This window comes from Mycobacterium sp. AT1, assembly GCF_002043095.1.
Lineage (GTDB): Bacteria > Actinomycetota > Actinomycetes > Mycobacteriales > Mycobacteriaceae > Mycobacterium.
The window spans coordinates 1-17,813 of the sequence record NZ_MVOC01000084.1 but is presented as its reverse complement, the minus strand read 5'-3'; the positions used below and the strand labels follow the sequence as shown (position 1 = coordinate 17,813).

17 protein-coding genes are annotated in these 17,813 nt (G+C 65.6%); 4 read left to right on the top strand and 13 right to left on the bottom strand.

The features are described from left to right. Positions 1–358: 358 nt before the first annotated feature. The 4 genes from B1790_RS31680 to lysA are packed head-to-tail and all read right to left on the bottom strand — an operon-like array spanning position 359 to position 4,444. Positions 359–1,156 (bottom strand): amino acid ABC transporter ATP-binding protein, encoded by a 798-nt coding sequence (locus tag B1790_RS31680; protein WP_142271622.1) that lies wholly within the window; start codon positions 1,154–1,156, stop codon positions 359–361. Beyond that, positions 1,153–2,154: an amino acid ABC transporter permease gene (locus B1790_RS31675; protein ID WP_198952176.1), complete on the bottom strand. Its 1,002-nt coding sequence runs from the start codon at positions 2,152–2,154 to the stop codon at positions 1,153–1,155. The genes B1790_RS31680 and B1790_RS31675 overlap by 4 nt, the downstream gene beginning before the upstream one ends. Further along, positions 2,141–3,085, bottom strand: coding sequence for an ABC transporter substrate-binding protein (locus B1790_RS31670; protein WP_198952175.1), 945 nt, complete (start codon positions 3,083–3,085; stop codon positions 2,141–2,143). Before B1790_RS31670 ends, B1790_RS31675 begins: the two co-directional genes overlap by 14 nt. Before the next feature lie 57 nt (positions 3,086–3,142). After that, a complete protein-coding gene (gene lysA / locus B1790_RS31665) occupies positions 3,143–4,444 on the bottom strand; it encodes a diaminopimelate decarboxylase (RefSeq protein WP_198952174.1) in 1,302 nt (433 codons plus the stop codon). Between the two features lie 122 nt (positions 4,445–4,566). Between lysA and B1790_RS31660 the strand changes: the two genes are divergently transcribed. From B1790_RS31660 to B1790_RS31640, 4 genes are all read left to right on the top strand, one after another. Then, positions 4,567–6,198 (top strand): CdaR family transcriptional regulator, encoded by a 1,632-nt coding sequence (locus tag B1790_RS31660; RefSeq protein WP_079927245.1) that lies wholly within the window; start codon positions 4,567–4,569, stop codon positions 6,196–6,198. Between the two features lie 327 nt (positions 6,199–6,525). Beyond that, entirely contained in the window at positions 6,526–7,083 is a 558-nt protein-coding gene (locus tag B1790_RS35520) for a type IV toxin-antitoxin system AbiEi family antitoxin domain-containing protein (RefSeq protein ID WP_158083905.1), read from the top strand. Between the two features lie 25 nt (positions 7,084–7,108). Further along, the gene (locus B1790_RS31645; protein WP_079927242.1) at positions 7,109–7,741 is read left to right on the top strand and encodes a nucleotidyl transferase AbiEii/AbiGii toxin family protein; all 633 of its coding nucleotides are present in this window, start codon (positions 7,109–7,111) and stop codon (positions 7,739–7,741) included. A 598-nt stretch (positions 7,742–8,339) separates the two neighbouring features. Further along, positions 8,340–9,860: an APC family permease gene (locus B1790_RS31640; protein ID WP_079927241.1), complete on the top strand. Its 1,521-nt coding sequence runs from the start codon at positions 8,340–8,342 to the stop codon at positions 9,858–9,860. A gap of 299 nt (positions 9,861–10,159) precedes the next feature. Here the strand turns inward: B1790_RS31640 and B1790_RS35705 are convergent, their stop codons facing one another. The 9 genes from B1790_RS35705 to B1790_RS31600 all read right to left on the bottom strand — a co-directional run bounded on the left by B1790_RS35705 (position 10,160) and on the right by B1790_RS31600 (position 17,718). Next, positions 10,160–10,294, bottom strand: coding sequence for a hypothetical protein (locus B1790_RS35705; protein ID WP_255407317.1), 135 nt, complete (start codon positions 10,292–10,294; stop codon positions 10,160–10,162). A gap of 167 nt (positions 10,295–10,461) precedes the next feature. Continuing rightward, entirely contained in the window at positions 10,462–10,866 is a 405-nt protein-coding gene (locus B1790_RS31635) for a Rid family hydrolase (protein ID WP_079927240.1), read from the bottom strand. After that, positions 10,863–12,266 carry an FAD-dependent oxidoreductase gene (locus B1790_RS31630; protein WP_079927239.1) on the bottom strand — a complete coding sequence of 468 codons (1,404 nt, stop codon included), beginning with the start codon at positions 12,264–12,266 and terminating at the stop codon, positions 10,863–10,865. Before B1790_RS31630 ends, B1790_RS31635 begins: the two co-directional genes overlap by 4 nt. 114 nt (positions 12,267–12,380) lie before the next feature. Beyond that, on the bottom strand, positions 12,381–12,596 hold the full coding sequence (locus B1790_RS31625) for a hypothetical protein (protein WP_142271620.1): 216 nt from the start codon (positions 12,594–12,596) through the stop codon (positions 12,381–12,383). Positions 12,597–12,701: 105 nt separating this feature from the next. Continuing rightward, entirely contained in the window at positions 12,702–13,703 is a 1,002-nt protein-coding gene (locus B1790_RS31620) for a sugar phosphate isomerase/epimerase (protein ID WP_079927237.1), read from the bottom strand. Then, complete coding sequence (locus B1790_RS31615; protein ID WP_079927236.1) at positions 13,700–14,839, bottom strand: Gfo/Idh/MocA family protein; 1,140 nt, start codon at positions 14,837–14,839, stop codon at positions 13,700–13,702. The genes B1790_RS31620 and B1790_RS31615 overlap by 4 nt, the downstream gene beginning before the upstream one ends. Positions 14,840–14,870: 31 nt before the next feature. Then, a complete protein-coding gene (gene iolC / locus B1790_RS31610) occupies positions 14,871–15,860 on the bottom strand; it encodes a 5-dehydro-2-deoxygluconokinase (protein ID WP_079927235.1) in 990 nt (329 codons plus the stop codon). Further along, a complete protein-coding gene (locus B1790_RS31605; protein WP_079927234.1) occupies positions 15,857–16,753 on the bottom strand; it encodes a hypothetical protein in 897 nt (298 codons plus the stop codon). The genes iolC and B1790_RS31605 overlap by 4 nt, the downstream gene beginning before the upstream one ends. Further along, positions 16,750–17,718, bottom strand: a complete 969-nt coding sequence (locus B1790_RS31600) for a cyclase family protein (RefSeq protein ID WP_079927266.1) — start codon at positions 17,716–17,718, stop codon at positions 16,750–16,752. Before B1790_RS31600 ends, B1790_RS31605 begins: the two co-directional genes overlap by 4 nt. Positions 17,719–17,813: the final 95 nt, after the last annotated feature.

Sequence of the window (17,813 nt, the reverse complement as noted above, 5' to 3'; positions counted from 1 at the left end):
CACTCAGGTTACGTACTTCTTCGGCGACAACGCCGTAGAACGCGTAGATGAGGGATGACAACCGTCTTCAGGCCATGGAGGCGGCTGCAGTAGCGGGTGGTGCGCAGCGTATGGTCACGCCACCGGACGCACTGTGGACTACCCCGAGTTGACTGGGCGTCGCCGACGCTCGAGAGTTCCGAGCTCAAGCGCAGGACCCGCGCGTGCCGAGCGACTCACCTCCGAGCATCACCGATGTGCGCACCAACTCCCGCAGCGGATACCGTCAGCGTCAATTCGACACTCACACAGGATCATTCGATCTCAATGTCCACGAGCTGCGTCATGAGTCCTGCCTCCCAGACTGCGGTCCAAAACTTCACATGACGCTGTCGAGGAATGCCTTGGTGCGCTGATGGCGTGGACTGCGGAGAATTTCACTCGGCGGGCCGGACTCGACCACCACACCTTCGTCCATGAATACGATGCTGTCGGCGACACCGCGGGCGAACCCGATCTCGTGGGTCACCACCACCATGGTCATCCCGCTCTTGGCCAGTTTCTGCATGACGTCGAGCACGTCCCCCACCAGTTCGGGGTCCAGCGCCGAGGTTGGTTCGTCGAACAGCATGAGCTTTGGCTCCATGGCCAAGGCCCTGGCGATCGCGACGCGCTGCTGCTGGCCTCCGGACAGTTGCGCGGGGTGCGCGTGAGAGAAGTCAGCCAGTCCTACCTGGTCGAGCAGTTCCCGGGCTTCGGCGATCGCCTTGGTCTTCGGGATCTTGCGGATGCCGATCGGTGCTGCAATCACATTCTCCAGCGCGGTCAGGTGAGGGAACAGGTTGAATCGCTGGAACACCATGCCGATTCCGCGCCGCTGCCGGGCGACCTCGCGCGGGGTCATCTCGTGCAGTGCCCCCTTTCGCTGGGTATAGCCGATCAACTCACCGTCGAAGGTGATCCGTCCACCGTCGACGCTTTCGAGGTGATTGATGCAGCGCAGGAACGTCGACTTGCCCGATCCCGAGGGGCCGAGCAGGCACATCACCTCCCCCTTGGCCACGCTGAGGGTGATGCCCTTCAGCACGTCGACCTTGCCGAAGCGCTTGCGCACCCGCCGCGCGGTGAGCAGTGGTTCGGCAGAGGCCTGCACGCTGCCGTCTTCGATGGTGGTCATAGCGACTCCTTGTCCGTAACCCGCGGCTTGGGCTCTCGGCGTAGGAGTGCGACGACTCGACCGATCGGCGTCGGTCGGAGCACATGACTCCCGCGGCCGAAGTGCCGCTCGAGGTAGTACTGCGGGACCGACAACACAGACGTCAAAGCCAGGTACCAGCAGCTGACCACCACCAACAACTCGACTTGACGCAGGTTCTGTGCCGAGATGCGCTCGGCGACGGTGTAGAGCTCGAGTACGGCGATCAAACTGAGCAGCGCGGTGTCCTTGAGCATGGAAATGGTTTCGTTGCCCATCGGCGGGATGATCACTCGCATCGCCTGGGGAAGCTCGACCTTGAGCAATGTGAACAACGGCGTCATGCCCAGGGAGTACGCGGCCTCCTTCTGGCCCGGGTCCACCGAAAGCATTCCCGCCCGGACGATTTCGGCTGTGTATGCGGCTTGATTGGTCGTCAACGCGATGACGCCGGCAACGAACGCAGGGATGAGGGTGTTGGTGTCGGCGGCGAACACCGTGAAGTCGGTGAACGGCACGCCGAGGCTGATCTGTTTGTACAACAGGCCCAAGTAGCCCCAAAACACGATCTGCACCAGCAGCGGGGTTCCACGGAACACCCAGATGTAGAGCCACGCCAGGCCACTCATCACCGGGTTGCTCGAGAGCCGCATGAGGGCCAGGACGACGCCGAGGATGGTCGACAGCACCATCGCCAGAAAGGTCAGGACGATCGTCAACACGGCGCCGTGCACGATCTGATCGCTGAACATGAAGTTGGCGATCGTGCCGTGGTCGACGTTCTTGTTGTTCCACAACGACGATGCCAACCAGACGAACCCAAGCGCCAACGCACCGGCCGCGACCCACCGCCACGTATGTCGCAAAGGAAGGGCGACGATGTCGTCGTCGTTCTCACCGTCGGCCGCCGGCAGCGGGCTCAGGTCTATCGGTGGGCGTCCTCCGGGGGCGCCATAATCGGTGAGGTCACTCCGAGGCACGGTTGATTCCGGCCTTGTCGATCGCGAAGTCCGACAGCTTGTACTTGTCCAGAAGCTTGGCGTACGTGCCGTCGTCCATCACCGATTGCAGAGCCATGTTGAGGGCCTTGGCCAGGTCGTCGTTGCCCTTGAGCAGGCCGATTCCGGTGTAGACCGGGTTGTAGCCCCCCGGGTGCTCGACATCCTTGACCAGCTCGAATATCTGCCCGTCACCGGCGGTTTCGGCTGCGTAGGTTCCGACCGAGGCGTCGACGACGTCGGCGACCGCCTTGTTCGAACGCACGGCGGTCTGGGCGTCCAGCTCCGTCGGGAGCTGGACGAGGTTGATGGGTCCGGCACCCGCTGCCTTGCACTTGTCGGCATAGCCCTCGAGGAGCTCCCCCTGAACCGTCGACTTCTGGACCGCGACGTTCTTGCCACACAGATCCAGGATCCGGGTGATGTTCTCCGGGTTGCCCTTCTGCACCACGATCACGAATCCAGCGTGGAAGTAGTCGACGAAGTCGAGGACTTTCTCACGCTCGACGGTGTCGTTCATGCCGGCCATGATGATGTCGTGCTTGCCTGCCTGCAGCGAAGGCACCGCGGTGTCGAAGGTCTGCTGGACGAACGTGAACTTCACCCCGAGCTTGGCACCGAGCGCCTGGGCGAGGTCGTAGTCGAAGCCGGTCGGGTTCTGGTTCTCGTCCAGCATCTCCATCGGCGGGTTGGGCATGTCGGCGGCGACGTTGATACCCGACTCCTTGTACTTGGCGGGCAACAGCGCCGCCGCCGCGGCGTCGACTTGGACCGACGTGCTCGAGCCGGCCTCTGTGCTGGTCGCCGAGTCCGATCCGCCACCGGAGCACCCCGACAACACCAGCGCGGTCGCGGCACCCATCAACACGGTGCTACCAAGAAAGCGGGTGCGGAATCTATTCGTGGTCGTCATGGTCGGTCTCCTCTGTGTGGTGGTTCGCGGTTCGGACGTGTAATCGGCTGGGGGACTTCACCATCGGCGGGTGAAGGCTGGCTGGTGTGTTTGCAACATGTCTTCGTAGGTCTCTCGACGCGCGGCCAGCGAAGCCTTGCCGTCCGCGCAGAAGACGATCGGCGGAATCGGGGCGCCGTTGTAGTGGTTGGCCATCGTGTAGCTGTAGGCCCCGGTCACCGGTATGACGACCAGGTCACCGACCTTCGGGTCGACCAACGTGGCCCCACCCACCATCAGGTCCCCAGACTCACACTGGCGGCCGACGACGTCGCAAACCGTGTCTGGTACGCGGTCCATCGTGGTCGCGACGACGGCGTGGTAGCGCTGGCCCGTCAACGCGATGTCCAAGTTGTCGGCCATTCCCCCATCCACGGCGACGAACGTCTTGCCGGTGTGCTTGACCGCGTTGACGCGGTAGAGGGAGACGCCGGCTCGAGCGACCAGGGAACGCCCCGGCTCGATGATCAACCGTGCCCCCTCCGGCAGATGTGCGCGTGCCGCGTCAACCACGGCGTCGAGGTACTGCTCCACACTCGGTGCCGGCTGGTCCTCGGTGTACTGGACACCCAATCCGCCACCGATGTCGTACGTCTCGAAGGGCCCCAAATCGGCAACCGTCTTCACCGCGTCGGCGAACGGCTCGGTCTCCAGCACTTGGGAACCGATGTGAACGTGGATCCCCTCCAGGCTCAGAAAGGGGTGCGCCGCAATGCGCTTCGCCGCCAACTCCACCTGTTCGCGGGGCAGCCCGAACTTCGAGTCAGTGCCACCGGTGAGCTGTGATGCGTGGGTCCGAGGGGAAATTCCCGGCGTCAACCGGATCATCACTGCCTGCGGCCGCGTGGTCAGTGTCTCCAGTCGAGCGAGCTCGTCGAGGTTGTCCACGATGATGCATCGGATTCCCGCCTGCAGTGCCATGTCGATCTCGGCATCGGACTTGGCGTTCCCGTGCATGTAGATGCGGGCTGGGTCGACACCAGCCGCCAGCGCCATCATCAACTCGCCGCCGCCGGCGACGTCGACGCCGAGTCCCTCGGACTCGGCGATCGCATACATGGCAACTGCCGGAAGCGATTTCGACGCAAACAGCACCGTTGAACGCGGCCACCGGCTGGCCAACCCGTCGACGAAACGTCGGATCTGGCGACGCAGACCCTGCTCGTCGATGACATAGGCGGGGGTGCCGAACTCCTCGGCCAGCTGGCTGACACTGCAGCCGCCGATGGTGAGTTCACCCGTCTCGGTGAGGTCCGATTCCTCGGGAAAGACGCCAAGGACGTCAGCGGGGGTAAGACGGAGTGATTCGGTGGTGCTCACGATGTCCTTCGGTGTCTCGGGTGTCGACGGGGTGGTCTCGACCTGCTGTGAGAAGTCTGTGTGCCGCGACCCCGAGAGGCAGTCGTGCGTTTGGCCAAGTCCGGCTCGATTAACCTGGCCAAATGGATGAGGTTCACGGGAGCCGAGGACCGTCGGCGCTCACCGTCGCGGACCTGGTTCACACCTTGGGAACCGTCGTGATTCGTGCGGTGCCCAGCGCCGCCGGACTCGGGAACGTTGCCAGTGGGCCGGTGATCTTCGACCCCATGGACGAATTACCCGACAGCCCAGGCGGTGTGCTGCTCATGGTGGGCCTCGCGCCCGATTCCCCACAGGTCGGCACGACGATGCCGGCTGCCGCCAAACGTGGATACTCGGCCCTCGTGGTCAAGGCCAGGGGGCAACCGCTTCACGACGTCGCCGACGCGGCAAGGACGGCGGGCATCGCACTCTTGGTCGTCGACGAGGCGGTCCCCTGGCGGCACCTGGACAGGCTGATCGTGTCCGTGACCAGCAGCCACTCGCGGAATGACCATCCGAACGACACCGGCGGTGGCGACCTGTTCGTACTCGCCAACGCGATCGCCACCGCACTGAAGGGAGCGGTCGCGATCGAGGACCTCGATCGCAACGTGCTGGCCTACTCGAATCTGGAGCAGCACAAGGTCGACCGGATGCGCCGCATCGGAATCCTGGCCCGCCGCGTCCCCGAGATGGACAAGCACGTCAGGCAGTACCGTGAACTCCTTCTCGCCGACGGGGTGATCCATTTCCCCTACGACCCCACCGACGGAGAGTTGCCCCGTTGCGCGGTTGCGGTCCGGGCCGGCCGTCAACCGGTCGGGTCGATCTGGGTCATCGAGGCGGACCAGCCCGTCGGACCCGAGGGTGAGACCGCGCTGCAGGACGCGTGCCGGCTCGCGGCCATTCACATTCTCCAAGCCCAAAACGCGGTCGACGTCGAACGGCAGTTGCGGGCGGAATGGCTGAGGTCGCTGCTCGAGGGGCACGGTTCCCTCGCCACCACGGCAACTCGATTCGGTATGGCCACCGGCGTGCCCTCAGTCGTGGTGGGGTTCACCTTCCCCGCCGGACTTGGATCCCCGCCCCTGATCCCCCAGCTCAGCACCGCGGTAGAGCAGTACTGCGGCGTCTTTCGGACGAACGTCTCCTGCGTCGCCATCGGCGGCACCGTCTACGTGCTGTTCCCCTCGGTGCGCGACGAGGACATGCCCCGCCGGGTGGCCACCGGTGCATCGAAGGCGGTCGAGGCCCGCCTCGGCCATCCAGCTCACGCCGCCATCAGTTCCGCGGGACGAGGGCCGTCCGCTTTACACCAGCTGCGCCGTGAGGTCGACCAGGTGCTCGCCGTCATCGGATCCGTCGACTCTGCGCCGTCGGTTGCCACCGCCACCGACATCTACGCCCAGATACTGCTGACCACCCTCGCCCGCGAGTTCGCCCGCAACGAGACACCGCTGCACTCCGGAGTCCGAGCCCTGCTTGACCACGACCGAGCACGAGGCACCGAGTACCAGGCCACCCTGTGTACCTACTTCGGCGCATTGGGCGACGTCGCCGAGACCGCACGACAACTGAACATTCACCCCAACACGTTGCGCTACCGACTACGACGGGCCGCAGACGGCTTCCGCGTACCTCTCGCACACCCCGACGACATCCTCACCACGTGGCTTCAGCTACGTCTCGCACCTGGTCAAGACGGCCGCGGCGGGCACGAAGGCAGGGAGTAAGAAGTCCGCCCTGTCGCCTCCAGTCGCGCCTAAGGCCGAGTCGGGAAACGCAGTGTCCCAACCGTTGCATGGCAGATTGGTGGCGACCGCAGAACCAGGCGGCCGCAGCGGGCGACGGCGGTATGTTGAAGTCCGCCAACCGTTTTGTTGGTAGAAACGCCGGAACTCGGGCCGGCCCGGTGAACAGGCTGTTTAGCAGGCAAGAAACGGTGCGGAGGTCGGGGCGTTGTCAGCAATCGGCACAGGACGTTCGGGGCTTCGTGAAACGAAACGTGTACAGGTAGATCTATCTGTAGACGTTTAGCACCCTGCGCCAGGAGGTGGATTGTGAGCGCACTGACGCCGAGCACTGCCGGACAGGCCGGCCTGACACGCAGCGCGCTATATCGCGGCGCCCGCACGGGCCACCTCGACCGCATCGCTCGCGGCATCTACCTTCCCGTCGAACACTCGGCCAGCGACTGGGATCAGATCGAGGCAGCGACGCGACGCCCAGACGCGACTATCTGCCTGACCTCTGCGCTCGCCCACCACGACCTCACCGACACCATCCCCACCGCACTCGACATCGCCATCCCACGCGGATCGAGAACCCCGAAGAGCACGGGGGCTATCGCCTGGCACCACTTCGACCGGGCAACCTTCGCCATCGGACGCGAAGAGATTGCCATCCCGGGAGCGGGTCAAATGATCGGCATCTACTCTGCCGAGCGCTCGATCGCCGACGCGTTCCGGCTTCGCGGGGAAGTCGGCTACGAGCTGGCCCGCGAGGCTTTACGGGAGTGGCTGCGCCGCGGAGGCAAACCCGCGCGGCTGATCGAGATCGCGACCCGCCTCCCCCGCGCCAAGACTCCGGTCCTGCACGCACTGGAGATGTTGGCATGAGTGCCGACACGCTCTCGAATCGTTTCTGGACAGACTCACCCGCACCTCCCATGCCGCCGACTTCGTCCTCAAGGGTGGCGTGTTACTGGCCGCCTACGGGGTGCGGCGCCCAACGAAGGACATCGACGTCAATGCCGTCAGCGCCAACGTCGATGCCCAGCATCTCGCCGAAGTGGTGCGCGACATTGCCGCAATCAACGTGGACGACGGTGTGGCCTTCGACCTCGACACGATCGACGTGCAGGAGATTCGTGAGCAAACCGAGTATCCGGGCCTTCGACTGCGGGTCGCAGTCTCAATCGGAACGTGGAGGGGGACAGTGTCATGGGACGTATCCACTGGGGACCCCATCGTGCCGCCGCCCCGAAAAGTCACCAGCACGCGATGGCGTGACTACGTCGACGTCGTCGCGCTCGCCCGCCAAGGCATCGACGCTGACGGACTACTCCGCGCCGCGCGGGCAGTCGCGCGCCACCGCGGCGTCACCCTTGAGCCAGTGGCACCTCATCTGGCTGGCTACGGCGCTGTCGCGCAAGCGAAATGGGCAGCCTGGCGTCGCGAGGAACGTCTCGAGTTCGCCTGTGAAGAGATGCTCGACGACCAGGTCACGTTGATCGTGTCCTGCCTAGACGCCGTGTTCGTTCACGGGGACGACTAACAACTTGCCTCACCGCGACGGCGGGGCGCCCTACTCACCAAGAAACCCGCCCAGACCAATGGTCTGGGCGGGTTCCTGATTGTGGAGCCAAGGGGGTTCGAACCCCTTGCCGTTCCTGCCGAAATGGGCTCTGAACTGCAGTTCATGTCACTTGGCGGCGTTACGGAGCGCTTACGCGAACTGCGGGTATGCGGCGATGTGTTACGCCACGTAACAGCGCCGGAGACGTCGATGCGGCTGACGCCCGAGACTGTGCGCTTGGCTTCAATGGCCGGGCCGACCGCAATCGGACTGCTTCAGCCCTCAGCCGTCTGGCGAGTCGTGCTCAACCGCGCCACTTCGACTCGATCCCAGAACCTCGCTCTGGAAACTGCTCTCAAGACGAACCCGTCTCTGGCCGATCGTTCCACTATCGAAGACGGCAGTACCGGCGATTGTTCCCGTTAGTGGCGGCCACCATTTCGTTCTTCGCCAACCTACGCCCACGACGGTGCAAGGCTTGCGAACGTTAGGTAGCTTTCCAGACATCACCAGATTCAGTGGGCTACGTCACAACGCGTTGGTCACGTGACTGCTCCCCTATGCGAAGGAAGCGACCATGAGCACTACACAAGCCAGCCCTGATCCAGGGCTACCCGTGCAGGCGGATACTCGTTTGGCGGGGAAGTTGGGTACGACGTCGCTGGTGTTGAGCGTGTTGGCGTTCTCCGCGCCGATCGTCACCGTGTCGGGATACATCGCGTTTGCGATCGGCTTCGCCGGCCAGGCCGCCACCTTGGCCTGGGTCGTCGCCACCGCAGTGCTGCTGATCTTCTCGGTCGGCTACATGACCATGACACGCCACATCCCTCGCCCCGGCGCGTTCTACGCCTACATCTCCCTAGGCCTGGGCCGGGTGTTCGGAGTGGGCAGCGCGTTTCTGGCCACGATCTCCTACATTCTGATCTGCGTGGGCATCTACGCCTTCGCCGGTGTGACTCTGTCCCAAGCGATTGCCCATTACGGCGGCCCGACGATCCCGTGGTGGACAGCCAGCGCAGCCGGCTGGATCCTGATCACCGCACTGGGGCACTTCAACGTCGAACTCTCCGCCAAGGTCCTGGGCACCGTCATGGTCCTGGAAGTCATCCTGGTCGCCATCTTCAACGCCTTCACCCTGGCCAAGGGAGGGGCCAGCGGGCTGTCGGTCGAGCCGCTGGACCCGTCGCTGTTCATCGGCGCGGGCACCGGCATGGCCCTGCTGTTCGCCTTCGGCAACTTCATCGGCTTCGAGGCGACCGCCCTGTACCGCGACGAAGTGCGCACCCCCGCCACCACCGTCCCCAGGGCCACCTATCTCTCGGTCCTGCTGATCGGGGTGTTCTACGCCGTCTCGGCGTACTCCCTGGTCATCGCCTACGGCGGATCCGCCGCCGGGCAGCGCGCCACCGACGACCCCTCCACGATGTTCACCGACGCGATGTCGCGCTACGTCAGCCCCACCGTGGCCAACGTGACCCTCGTTCTGGTGGCGACCTCGGCACTGGCATCGGTGCTCTCGGTGCACAACGTGGTCGCCCGCTACCTGCAGAACCTCTCCGCCGACCACGCACTGCCCTTCTTCCTCTCCGCGGTCCACCCCCGTCACAAGTCGCCCTACCGGTCCTCCCTGGCGTCGTCGATCATCATGGCCGTCCTGCTGATCATCGCCGCCTTCGCGTACTCCGATCCGACGCTGATCGTGGGCTCGGGAAGCGGACTGGGCACCGCCGGTGTCCTCATCCTGATGGCCTTCGTCAGCATCGCGGTGGTCCGCTACTTCGCCCGCACCGGAGTCCCCGCAGGTGAGAACACCTGGAAGGTGACCGTGGCCCCCATCGTCTCCGCCGTCGCCCTGGCCGCCGTGGTCATCTTCGCGGTGATCAGGTTCGACCTCCTCGTCGGCGGCGAGCCGGGTGAGAATCTGTGGATGCTGCTCGTGCTGGCGGCCTTCCTGGTCGCCGGGTGCCTCGTCGCGCTGCACCTCAAGCGCACCAAGCCCCAGCTCTACGCCGGCCTCGGCCGCGCCATCGACGACACCACCACCGACCCCACCGGCCAAGCACAGGTAACGCCTGCGGAGACATTCAAGCGACAATGACTTGGCCGTGCGGCCAGGCGGTGTGAACCGCCTGGCCGAGGAGGGGAGTGCCGGCACTATCGGTGTAGACGTCGGCACCGGAGGTTCTCGTGCGTAACGGCCGTGACGCGACGTGCGCCGGTGGCCATCAGAATCGGCTACGAGCCGTTCGCCGAGACCGACGAATTCACCTATTTGGCAACGAGGCTCGTCGTGTGTAGCCCCGTCATCGGACACCGGTGTAGTCCGCGACCGACGCGCCTCGTCGATCGAGCATCTGAGGGGTGCGTACGACTCCAGGACCGGGGCCCACTCCTCGACTAAAGGTGGGTTCCCGCATAGATCTGATCCTGCGACGGAGCGATCGTGGCACGCTGCCGCACCCGGGTCGTGCGGGCGGCGACCACCCGAATCGACCACCCGGTGCCGATCGCATAGCTGTCGAAGCCCGCCATCGGTTGACACCAACACGATTGCCGCACAAAGCATCTGAAATGATCCGCAGGTGGCGAGGCGCAACTTGGGGTGTCGGCGAGCCGTCTCAGGCCGCTTGGTCGCACATCACGGGAATCGAGCTTTGGGTGCGGCCGCGTGTGGACGCCGCTTCGATTGGACTGCTGTGTCACAGAGGGATTCGCGCGATGGCGCCAATCTCGATCATCGCGCCGTCGCCGCCCAGGTCCGCTACGCCGAACCCCGTCCACAAGGGGTAGGGGGCAGTGATGAAACGACTCTTGACCGGCAAGAACCACTCGTTACTCGCCTCCATCGACCCCTTGTGAAAGGTCTGGAGTTGAACGATGTCGGCAAGAGTGGCACCGGCCTCGGCGAGCACGCGCTCCAAGGCGTGAAACGCGAGCTCGGCCTGCTCGGTGCCACTCGGTGGGATGGTCCCGTTCTCGTCTATGCCAAGTTGCCCGGACACGAAGATGAGGTTCCCGGTGCGCAGACCAGGGGACAGCCCATAGGTCTCGGCGACCGGTTCGGTGCCCGCAGGTACGAGATGGTGAAACTCGTTGTCAGTCATCGGCTTCCCCCAGCAGTGGTTGCCGAAGTGGCGACGGAGTCGAGGATGCTCTGGGCGGCGGCTTCTCCGGCTCGGACCGCGCCTTCCATGTACCCGGTCCACATGGGTGCTGCTTCGGTGCCCGCGAAGCGCAGCGGCCCAATTGGGGCGTTGAGCGCGGTGCCGATGCTGCTGAGTAGCCCGGGTGGCATGACGGTGACTGGCGCGCCGAGGGTGTAGGGGATGCTGGGCCAGTCGGTCTCGTGGTAGCTCAACGGTTCCGAGGCGGCGGGGCCCAACGTGGCGACCAGTGATTCGATTACCGCCTGACGTCGTCCGGTGTCCCCTAGCGCGAACCAGGCGTCGTAGTCCTTCCCGCCGATGAAGGCCACGATCGTGGCCGAGAGGTCCCCGGGGCGGGTGACGTCCAGGGCGAGGTAGCCGAGGTCCAGATCGAAGACTTCGCCTGATTGGTGGGACTCCCGCCAGAAAGGGCTGGGGTAACGCATCTGAACCTTGCTCTCCCGGCCCATGGGTGCCCGGGCTTGGAGTTGACGGCGTTGCAGCGGAAGTTCCGGGATGTAGGCGATCGCATTGGCCGAGGCCGGCGGTACCGCGATGATCGCGTGGGCGGCGGTGTATGCGCTCTTCGTCGTGTGCACGGTGACGCTGTCGTCGGTGTATTGCACTGAGGTAACGGGGGATTCGGTGACGAGGGTGATGCCGGGTTGTTCGGCGATGCGTTGGGAGATCTGCTGGGCGCCGCCGATCCACAGGGCGTCGTTGGCCGTGACCTGGAGCGCGTGCATGTTCTCGCACTTGGCGACGTATTGCGCCCAGAACAGCATGGAGATCTCTGAGGTGGCGGCACCGACGATTATGTTCAGGTCGGTGTCGACGATGCGCCGCACGACTGGGTCCGGCACGTTCAGTTCGAGCCACGTCGCCACGTTCATCATGTCGAGTTCGCGGTCGAAGGCGGTGTCCCATGGCCCATCTGCCCCGACACGGGCGGCGAGGACGTCGAACTTGCCGTACGCCTTGGCGAGTTTGACGTCGAATCCGTCGGATCCGTCGATCGTGGTCGGATAGCTGCTGTCCGGCGCAAGGATGACGTCGCCGTTGACGCGATAGGTCATCCGCCCTTCGGGTCGTGCGTGCGCCCAGGTCAATCCGAGGGTTTCCCCAAGACGTCGCGAGCGGTCGTGTGTGACGCCGATCAGCATTCCCCCGAGGTCTAGGGGCCCGCCTTCGTAGTCGGGATCGGAGTGGGTGCGGCCGCCGACACGGTCCTTGGCCTCGACGACGATGACCTCCAGGCCCTGTGCGGCCAGGGTGTAAGCCGCGGTCATTCCCGACAGGCCGGCCCCCACCACGATCACGTTAGGGACTGTGGCTGGCGGCGGGGTGGCTGTAGACATGTGCGCTCCTTGAGTAGTGGGTCGATGTAGGCCGGGTGCGTCGTGGTACTCGTGCGGTGCGCAGGCGCGTTTCAGGGCGTGGCGACGTCGGTGACTGATCGCCCATAGGCGGTCTCACTCACGGATGCCGCAGAGCCGAGACAGGGTCCGCGTGAAGCGGTCCAGGCCGTCGCGGGGACTGCTGTCGGATCGCCTCCGGTGGCGCCGGTCGCCGACGTCGGATGGTTCCTCTGCCACGAGGTGCCGATCGTCGCCGCCGAGACGTCGCTGTCGAGCGTCGGCCTCCCAGGCGCGCATCAGGGTCATGATGACCGCGTCCTCATAGGCCACGGTCAGCACCTTCCCGCGTTTCACGCGTTCGGGTCGTGGAGTCCTTCGTCGACGATGGCTGCACAGCGAGGCGTGTCCCTGGCTTGGCGGTGAGGTGGTGGGTCATCAGTGGCCGGCCAGTTCGCGTCGGAAATAGTCGATGCCCTCGGCGATTTCGCGTTGTGGGTCGACGGACATGTCGATTTCGGCGACACCCCAGCCGCTCCACTGGTTGTCTCGCAGGATCTTGACCCACTCGTGCCAGTCGACGACGCCGTCGGGTCCCATGACGCGGAAGTACTTGATCATGACGTCGTGGCGCACCATCGGCGGGCCGCTGAGTGTGTGCGGCGGGAGATGGCTCGCACAGTCCTTCCAGTGCAGAACGGGTGCTCGGCGTGAATGCGCCCGAATCACGGCCAGGGGGTCTCCGCCGTCGAGGGCGATGTGGCCGGCGTCGATGCACAGCTTGACCCGGTCGGGGTCGGTCTGCGTCATCAGCGCGTCGATGTCTCGTGTACGGGAGGCCAGCGAGTAGGCGTCGGTGTGAATCGCCACTCCGACGCCGACTTTGGCGGCGACCTCACCGATGCGGTTGAGCTGGTCGGCGACAGCGCCCATCAGTTCCGGATCGGTGGGTGCGTCGAAGTCTGCTGACGGTGCGTCGACGCCTTCGACCTCAGAAAATTGGGCACGGGGGATGGTGCTGGTCACCAGGTTAGGGCATCCGACCTCGCGCAAGAACTCTGCGTGTCCTGTGATTTCGTCGTCCAATGCGTGCTCGGCGCGGGACCGGTCGGCGGGGTCGGCGTCCAGGGCCGCTTTGAGCTGGACGGGAAGCACGTAGCTGGAGGACAGCACGAGACCGCGGGCATCCAGCTCGTGTTTGAACGCCGCGGCCGACCCGTACGCGCGCAGCGCGTTGACCCAGCCGCTGGGCGCGGGTGCCAGTTCGATGCCGCTCAGGCCCGCTGCAGCGGCCCCGTCGAGCATCCGACGGAAGAAACGTTGCGGGTCGTCGTCGACTTCCTTCTCCCACGCGTCGTAGGAAAGGTCGGCCGGTAGTCCCCAGTAGGCCGGATTGAAGTAGGTCACCAGGTCGGTGCTCCACCGCAGCGCCAGACTCATGCGGTCACCTCGTCGACCGTGACCCAGCGGAGGCTGTCAGCCGACTCCATCACCGCGGCGATGACGCGCTGGGTGCGAGTCGCGTCGGCGAAACTGGGTGCTCCGCTGCGGCCTTCGACGATTGCCTTGACGAACTTCTGCAACTGCAGTGCGGCGTCGTCGACGTAGCCGGAGCCCATTCCGCCCAGTGGCCACCAGAAGTCGTCGTGGTTCTCGTTCATCGACACGGTGCGGAATCCCTGTTGCTCCGGCGGGTCGCTGACCAGACTGAGCTTCAGTTCGTCGGAGTGGTTCCAGTCGAATTCCACGTTGCCGCGGGTGCATTCCAGTTCGAAGAACATCCGGTTCTTCCGGCCCGAGGCGTACACGGTGGCCGCGAATGATCCGATGGCTCCGTTGGTGAACTTCGCCATCCACAGCGCGGCGTCGTCGAGGTGTTGGCCGGCGCGGCGCTGCTCGTCGGGCAGCCAGGCGGTGTCGTCGGCGGGATCCTTCGCGCCGATGATCGCGGTCACGCTGTCGATGTCTCCGACGAGGTAGGAGGCGAGATCGATGATGTGCGAGCCGATGTCGCCGGTGACACCCGACCCCCCGGCGCCCTTCTTCGCGCGCCAACCGCTGAGGACGCGGCCGAGGACCCCGACGTCTTGGGTGTAGTGCGCCCGAAACTGGAGGGGGTGTCCCAGGGTGCCGTCGTCGAGCATGCGCTTGATGAAGGTGATGGCGGGGGCGTGGCGATAGTTGAAGCCGACTTGGCTGACCACGGTGCTCTTCTCGGCTGCGGCCTGCATGAGGTCGGCTTCCGCGAGGTCGTTGCTGATCGGCTTCTCGACGAAGACGTGCTTGCCCGCGGCCAAGGCGGCGATGGCGATTTCGGCGTGCGCGGCCGGCGGGGTGACGATGTCGACGACGTCGATGTCGTCGCGGGCGATCACCTGCCGCCAGTCAGCGGACCACTCGTCCCAGTTCAGGCGTTTGGCGGCGGCCTTCGCGCGCTCCTCGTCGGCTTCGACGAGGACTGACTTGCGGATGGTGGCGCCGGCGTCGGCGGCGATGGGTGCCAACGCCCAGCCCAGGCTGTGGGCGTAGCCCATGAACCCGCCGCCCCCGATGATGGCGACTCGAATCTCGGTCATAGTGAACCTTCTCCTTGGATGTCGTTGGCGTTCAAATGTGTGTCGGTGTTCTGGCCGCCGCGGCACCAGTGGCGAACTCGGTCAGTTCCGCCAATGTGGGCATGGCCAAGGAACATTCGCGACGAGTGGCGACCAGCGCGCCGGCAGCATTGGCGAGGTCGAGCGTCTCCTGCAGAGGCAGTCCGTGGAGAAGGCCGTGGCACAACGCTCCGCCGAAGGCGTCGCCGGCGCCCAGCCCGTTGGCGACGGTGACGGGAATGGGTTCCGAGACGATGCGTTCGTCGCGGGTGCGGGCCAGCACTCCGTCGGGACCCTTCTTGACGATGACGAGTTCGACGCCGCGGTCGAGCAGTGCGTCCGCGGCTCGATCGGCGTCGGTCTCACCGACGGCGACGCGGCATTCCTCGAGATTGCCGACGGTGACGGTGACGTGGTCGAGCGCCTCGGACACGGCGTCGTGGGCGTGCTGCTCGCCGTCCCAGAACATGGGTCGGTAATCCAAGTCCAGCACGGTGTGCGGTCGTCGCCCGCGCGTTTCCCACGCCTGGTGGTGCGCGGAGCGGCTGGGTTCCCGCGACAGCCCTGTAGCCGTCGCCCAGAAGATCGGTGCGCTCGCAATCTGTTGGAGGGGAAGGTGTTCCGCCTCGACGTACATGTCGGGTGCAGTCGGGTTGCGGTAGATGTAGAGCGGGAAGTCGTCGGGAGGATGGATTTCGCAGAAGGTCAGTACCGACTGCATTCCCGGGACCGAGGTGATGGCCTCGGTGACGACCCCAAGTCGGGCCAGCTCGGTGCGTGCAAAGTCACCGAACGGGTCGTCCCCGGTGCGGGTGATGAGTCGGGCGGTGTTGCCCAGCTGGGCGATGGCGACGGCGACGTTCGTCGCGCTGCCTCCGATCGACTTGCTGAAGGTGCGGACATCTGCAAGACCGACGCCGATCTGTTCGGGGTAGATGTCGATGCAGATGCGGCCGATCACCACGACGTCGGGCACGTCACCGATGCGGCTGGTGACGGTCATGACGCCGCCCGTACCCGGTCGGTGATGGCCTGCAGGTTCGGGGCGGCGTGTGCGCGGAGATAGCCGACCGGGTCCTCGGCCGTCGTCGCCTCGCTCCACACGGCCCGCCCGGCCAGGAAGCCGCTGGCTCCGCCCTGTGCCGCCGCAGCCGCGGCGGCGGGGAAGTGGGCAGCGCTGACGCCGGAGGACAGGACGACCCACGGGCAGGAGAGGGTGTCGGTAATTGCCCGTGAGGTGGCGGTGGCGAGATCGTGGTCGTCGTGGCTGGTGTAGACGACTTCGGTCTTGTAGAGGTCCGGCTCCGTTTCGGCGAGGTCGGCGGCGGCGGTGACGAGCGCCTCGGCGAAGCCCTCCTGGGAGGCGGTGCTTCCTTCCCGCGGTCGTACGACTCCTTCGAGAACACCCGGCAGCCCCAGATCCTTGCAGCGGGCCACGAATTCGTGGGCCAGGTCGACGGCTTCGCGGCGCCGGTCGGGGTGCCAGGGAAGGAGGAACTTCAAGGCCGCGGCCCCGAAGCGGTGTACGGTCTCGGCGGTGACGCCGTCGTCCAGCAGGGCGACGTCGACTGGTCCACCGTGTCGGCTGGCAGACAAGACGTCCGCGGCCAAGATGACGGGGCACTGTGACCGCTGTGCGGCGGTGAGTCCGAAGTCGCGGTCCAGCAGGACACCGCTGGCCGTCCCGCTGACGGCGTCGATCACCGCGGCCTTGAAGTCGGTGAGTTCGTCGTCGGTGGCGGAGTGCCGACGCCCCGTGCTGAGCATGTGCCGCAGGGAGCCGCGCTGGTCGACCGCGACCATGGTGAACAGACCGTGGGTGTCACGGAAGGCGTCGATCGGCCCGGTGGTGGCGGATTCGGTGGCGACGGTGGTGGCGCGAGGTGGGTTGTTCATCGGATGACCACCGGGTTGACCGGCGCGCCACTGGCGCCGGAGATCTTCAGTGGGGCAGCGCTGTAGAGGAAGGTCCACCGCTGATCGGCTGCGCAGGCGTCGGCGAGATCGTCGAGCTGACAGAGTTCGGTGAAGGTGACACCGAGGTTGCGCATCAGCGCGCAGTGCAGGGGCAGTTGCAGTCCGCCGGGGTAGAAGCTCAGCTCGTTGGCGATGGTGTCGGTCACCAGGTTGGGGATTTCCATCTTCTGGAACCACTCGACGAGTTCGCGGCTGTAGATCAGGCCCGGTTCGTTCCAGTCGCGGTAGAAGTCCTCGCTGTCGGTGCGGTAGTAGGACCCGATCCATCCGGTGCGAATGATCAAGATGTCGCGTGCCTGGATGGTGGTGCCCTGAGCGTCGGCGGCGGCGAGCAAGTCCTCGAGGGTGATGGGTTCTCCGCTGTCGAGGACGTCTTTGCCGCGGGCGCGGGCCATGTCGACGAGCACACCCCGTCCGACCACGCCGCGTTCGGCGATGGAAAGCACTGAGGCGCGCCCAAGTTCGCCGATGGTGGTGTCAGCCGGATAGCCGTTCCACACCTTGCCGCCGTACCAGTAGTGGGCGAGCGCGTCGTACTGGGTGGACCCCTGGGTGAACATTTCGATCTTGTCATCGGCCCAGTGATGCCCGTCGGTGGGCTCCGGTTCCTCGCCACGGGTGAAGAAGCCCTCGTCCATGACCTGGGTGCGGACCGCGGGGCCGCGACCGGGCCACACGGGGTCCGGCCGCTCGGCAAGTCCGATCGGAACTTGGAGAGTGAACACTTCTCCGCTGCTGACCGCGCTCACCCCACGAAGGACTTGGGCGGCGTCGAGGTAGTTGAGGCTGCCCACCTCGTCGTCAGAGCCCCACTTGCCCCAGTTCGTGGGACTGTCGGGGCCGAGCAGTTGCTCGATGGTCGTGGCGACTGTCTGGTCGGCCATGGTGTTCTCCATTCGTGGTGGGTGCAGCTCCCGGCTGGTCGCCGGGGCCGTACCGCTCGACGTCAGTTGGACCGAGCCGCCTGCTCGAGCAGGCG

Coding starts and splice junctions, on each gene's coding strand:
- B1790_RS31660 (WP_079927245.1), top strand. CDS start 4,567: ATGGATGAGGTTCACGGGAGCCGAGGACCGTCGGCGCTCACCGTCGCG.
- B1790_RS31670 (WP_198952175.1), bottom strand. CDS start 3,085: ATGACGACCACGAATAGATTCCGCACCCGCTTTCTTGGTAGCACCGTG.
- B1790_RS31680 (WP_142271622.1), bottom strand. CDS start 1,156: ATGACCACCATCGAAGACGGCAGCGTGCAGGCCTCTGCCGAACCACTG.
- B1790_RS31635 (WP_079927240.1), bottom strand. CDS start 10,866: ATGACTGACAACGAGTTTCACCATCTCGTACCTGCGGGCACCGAACCG.
- B1790_RS31605 (WP_079927234.1), bottom strand. CDS start 16,753: ATGAACAACCCACCTCGCGCCACCACCGTCGCCACCGAATCCGCCACC.
- B1790_RS31640 (WP_079927241.1), top strand. CDS start 8,340: ATGAGCACTACACAAGCCAGCCCTGATCCAGGGCTACCCGTGCAGGCG.
- B1790_RS35705 (WP_255407317.1), bottom strand. CDS start 10,294: ATGGCGGGCTTCGACAGCTATGCGATCGGCACCGGGTGGTCGATTCGG.
- B1790_RS31600 (WP_079927266.1), bottom strand. CDS start 17,718: ATGGCCGACCAGACAGTCGCCACGACCATCGAGCAACTGCTCGGCCCC.
- B1790_RS31620 (WP_079927237.1), bottom strand. CDS start 13,703: ATGAGTCTGGCGCTGCGGTGGAGCACCGACCTGGTGACCTACTTCAAT.
- iolC (WP_079927235.1), bottom strand. CDS start 15,860: ATGACCGTCACCAGCCGCATCGGTGACGTGCCCGACGTCGTGGTGATC.
- B1790_RS31630 (WP_079927239.1), bottom strand. CDS start 12,266: ATGTCTACAGCCACCCCGCCGCCAGCCACAGTCCCTAACGTGATCGTG.
- B1790_RS31615 (WP_079927236.1), bottom strand. CDS start 14,839: ATGACCGAGATTCGAGTCGCCATCATCGGGGGCGGCGGGTTCATGGGC.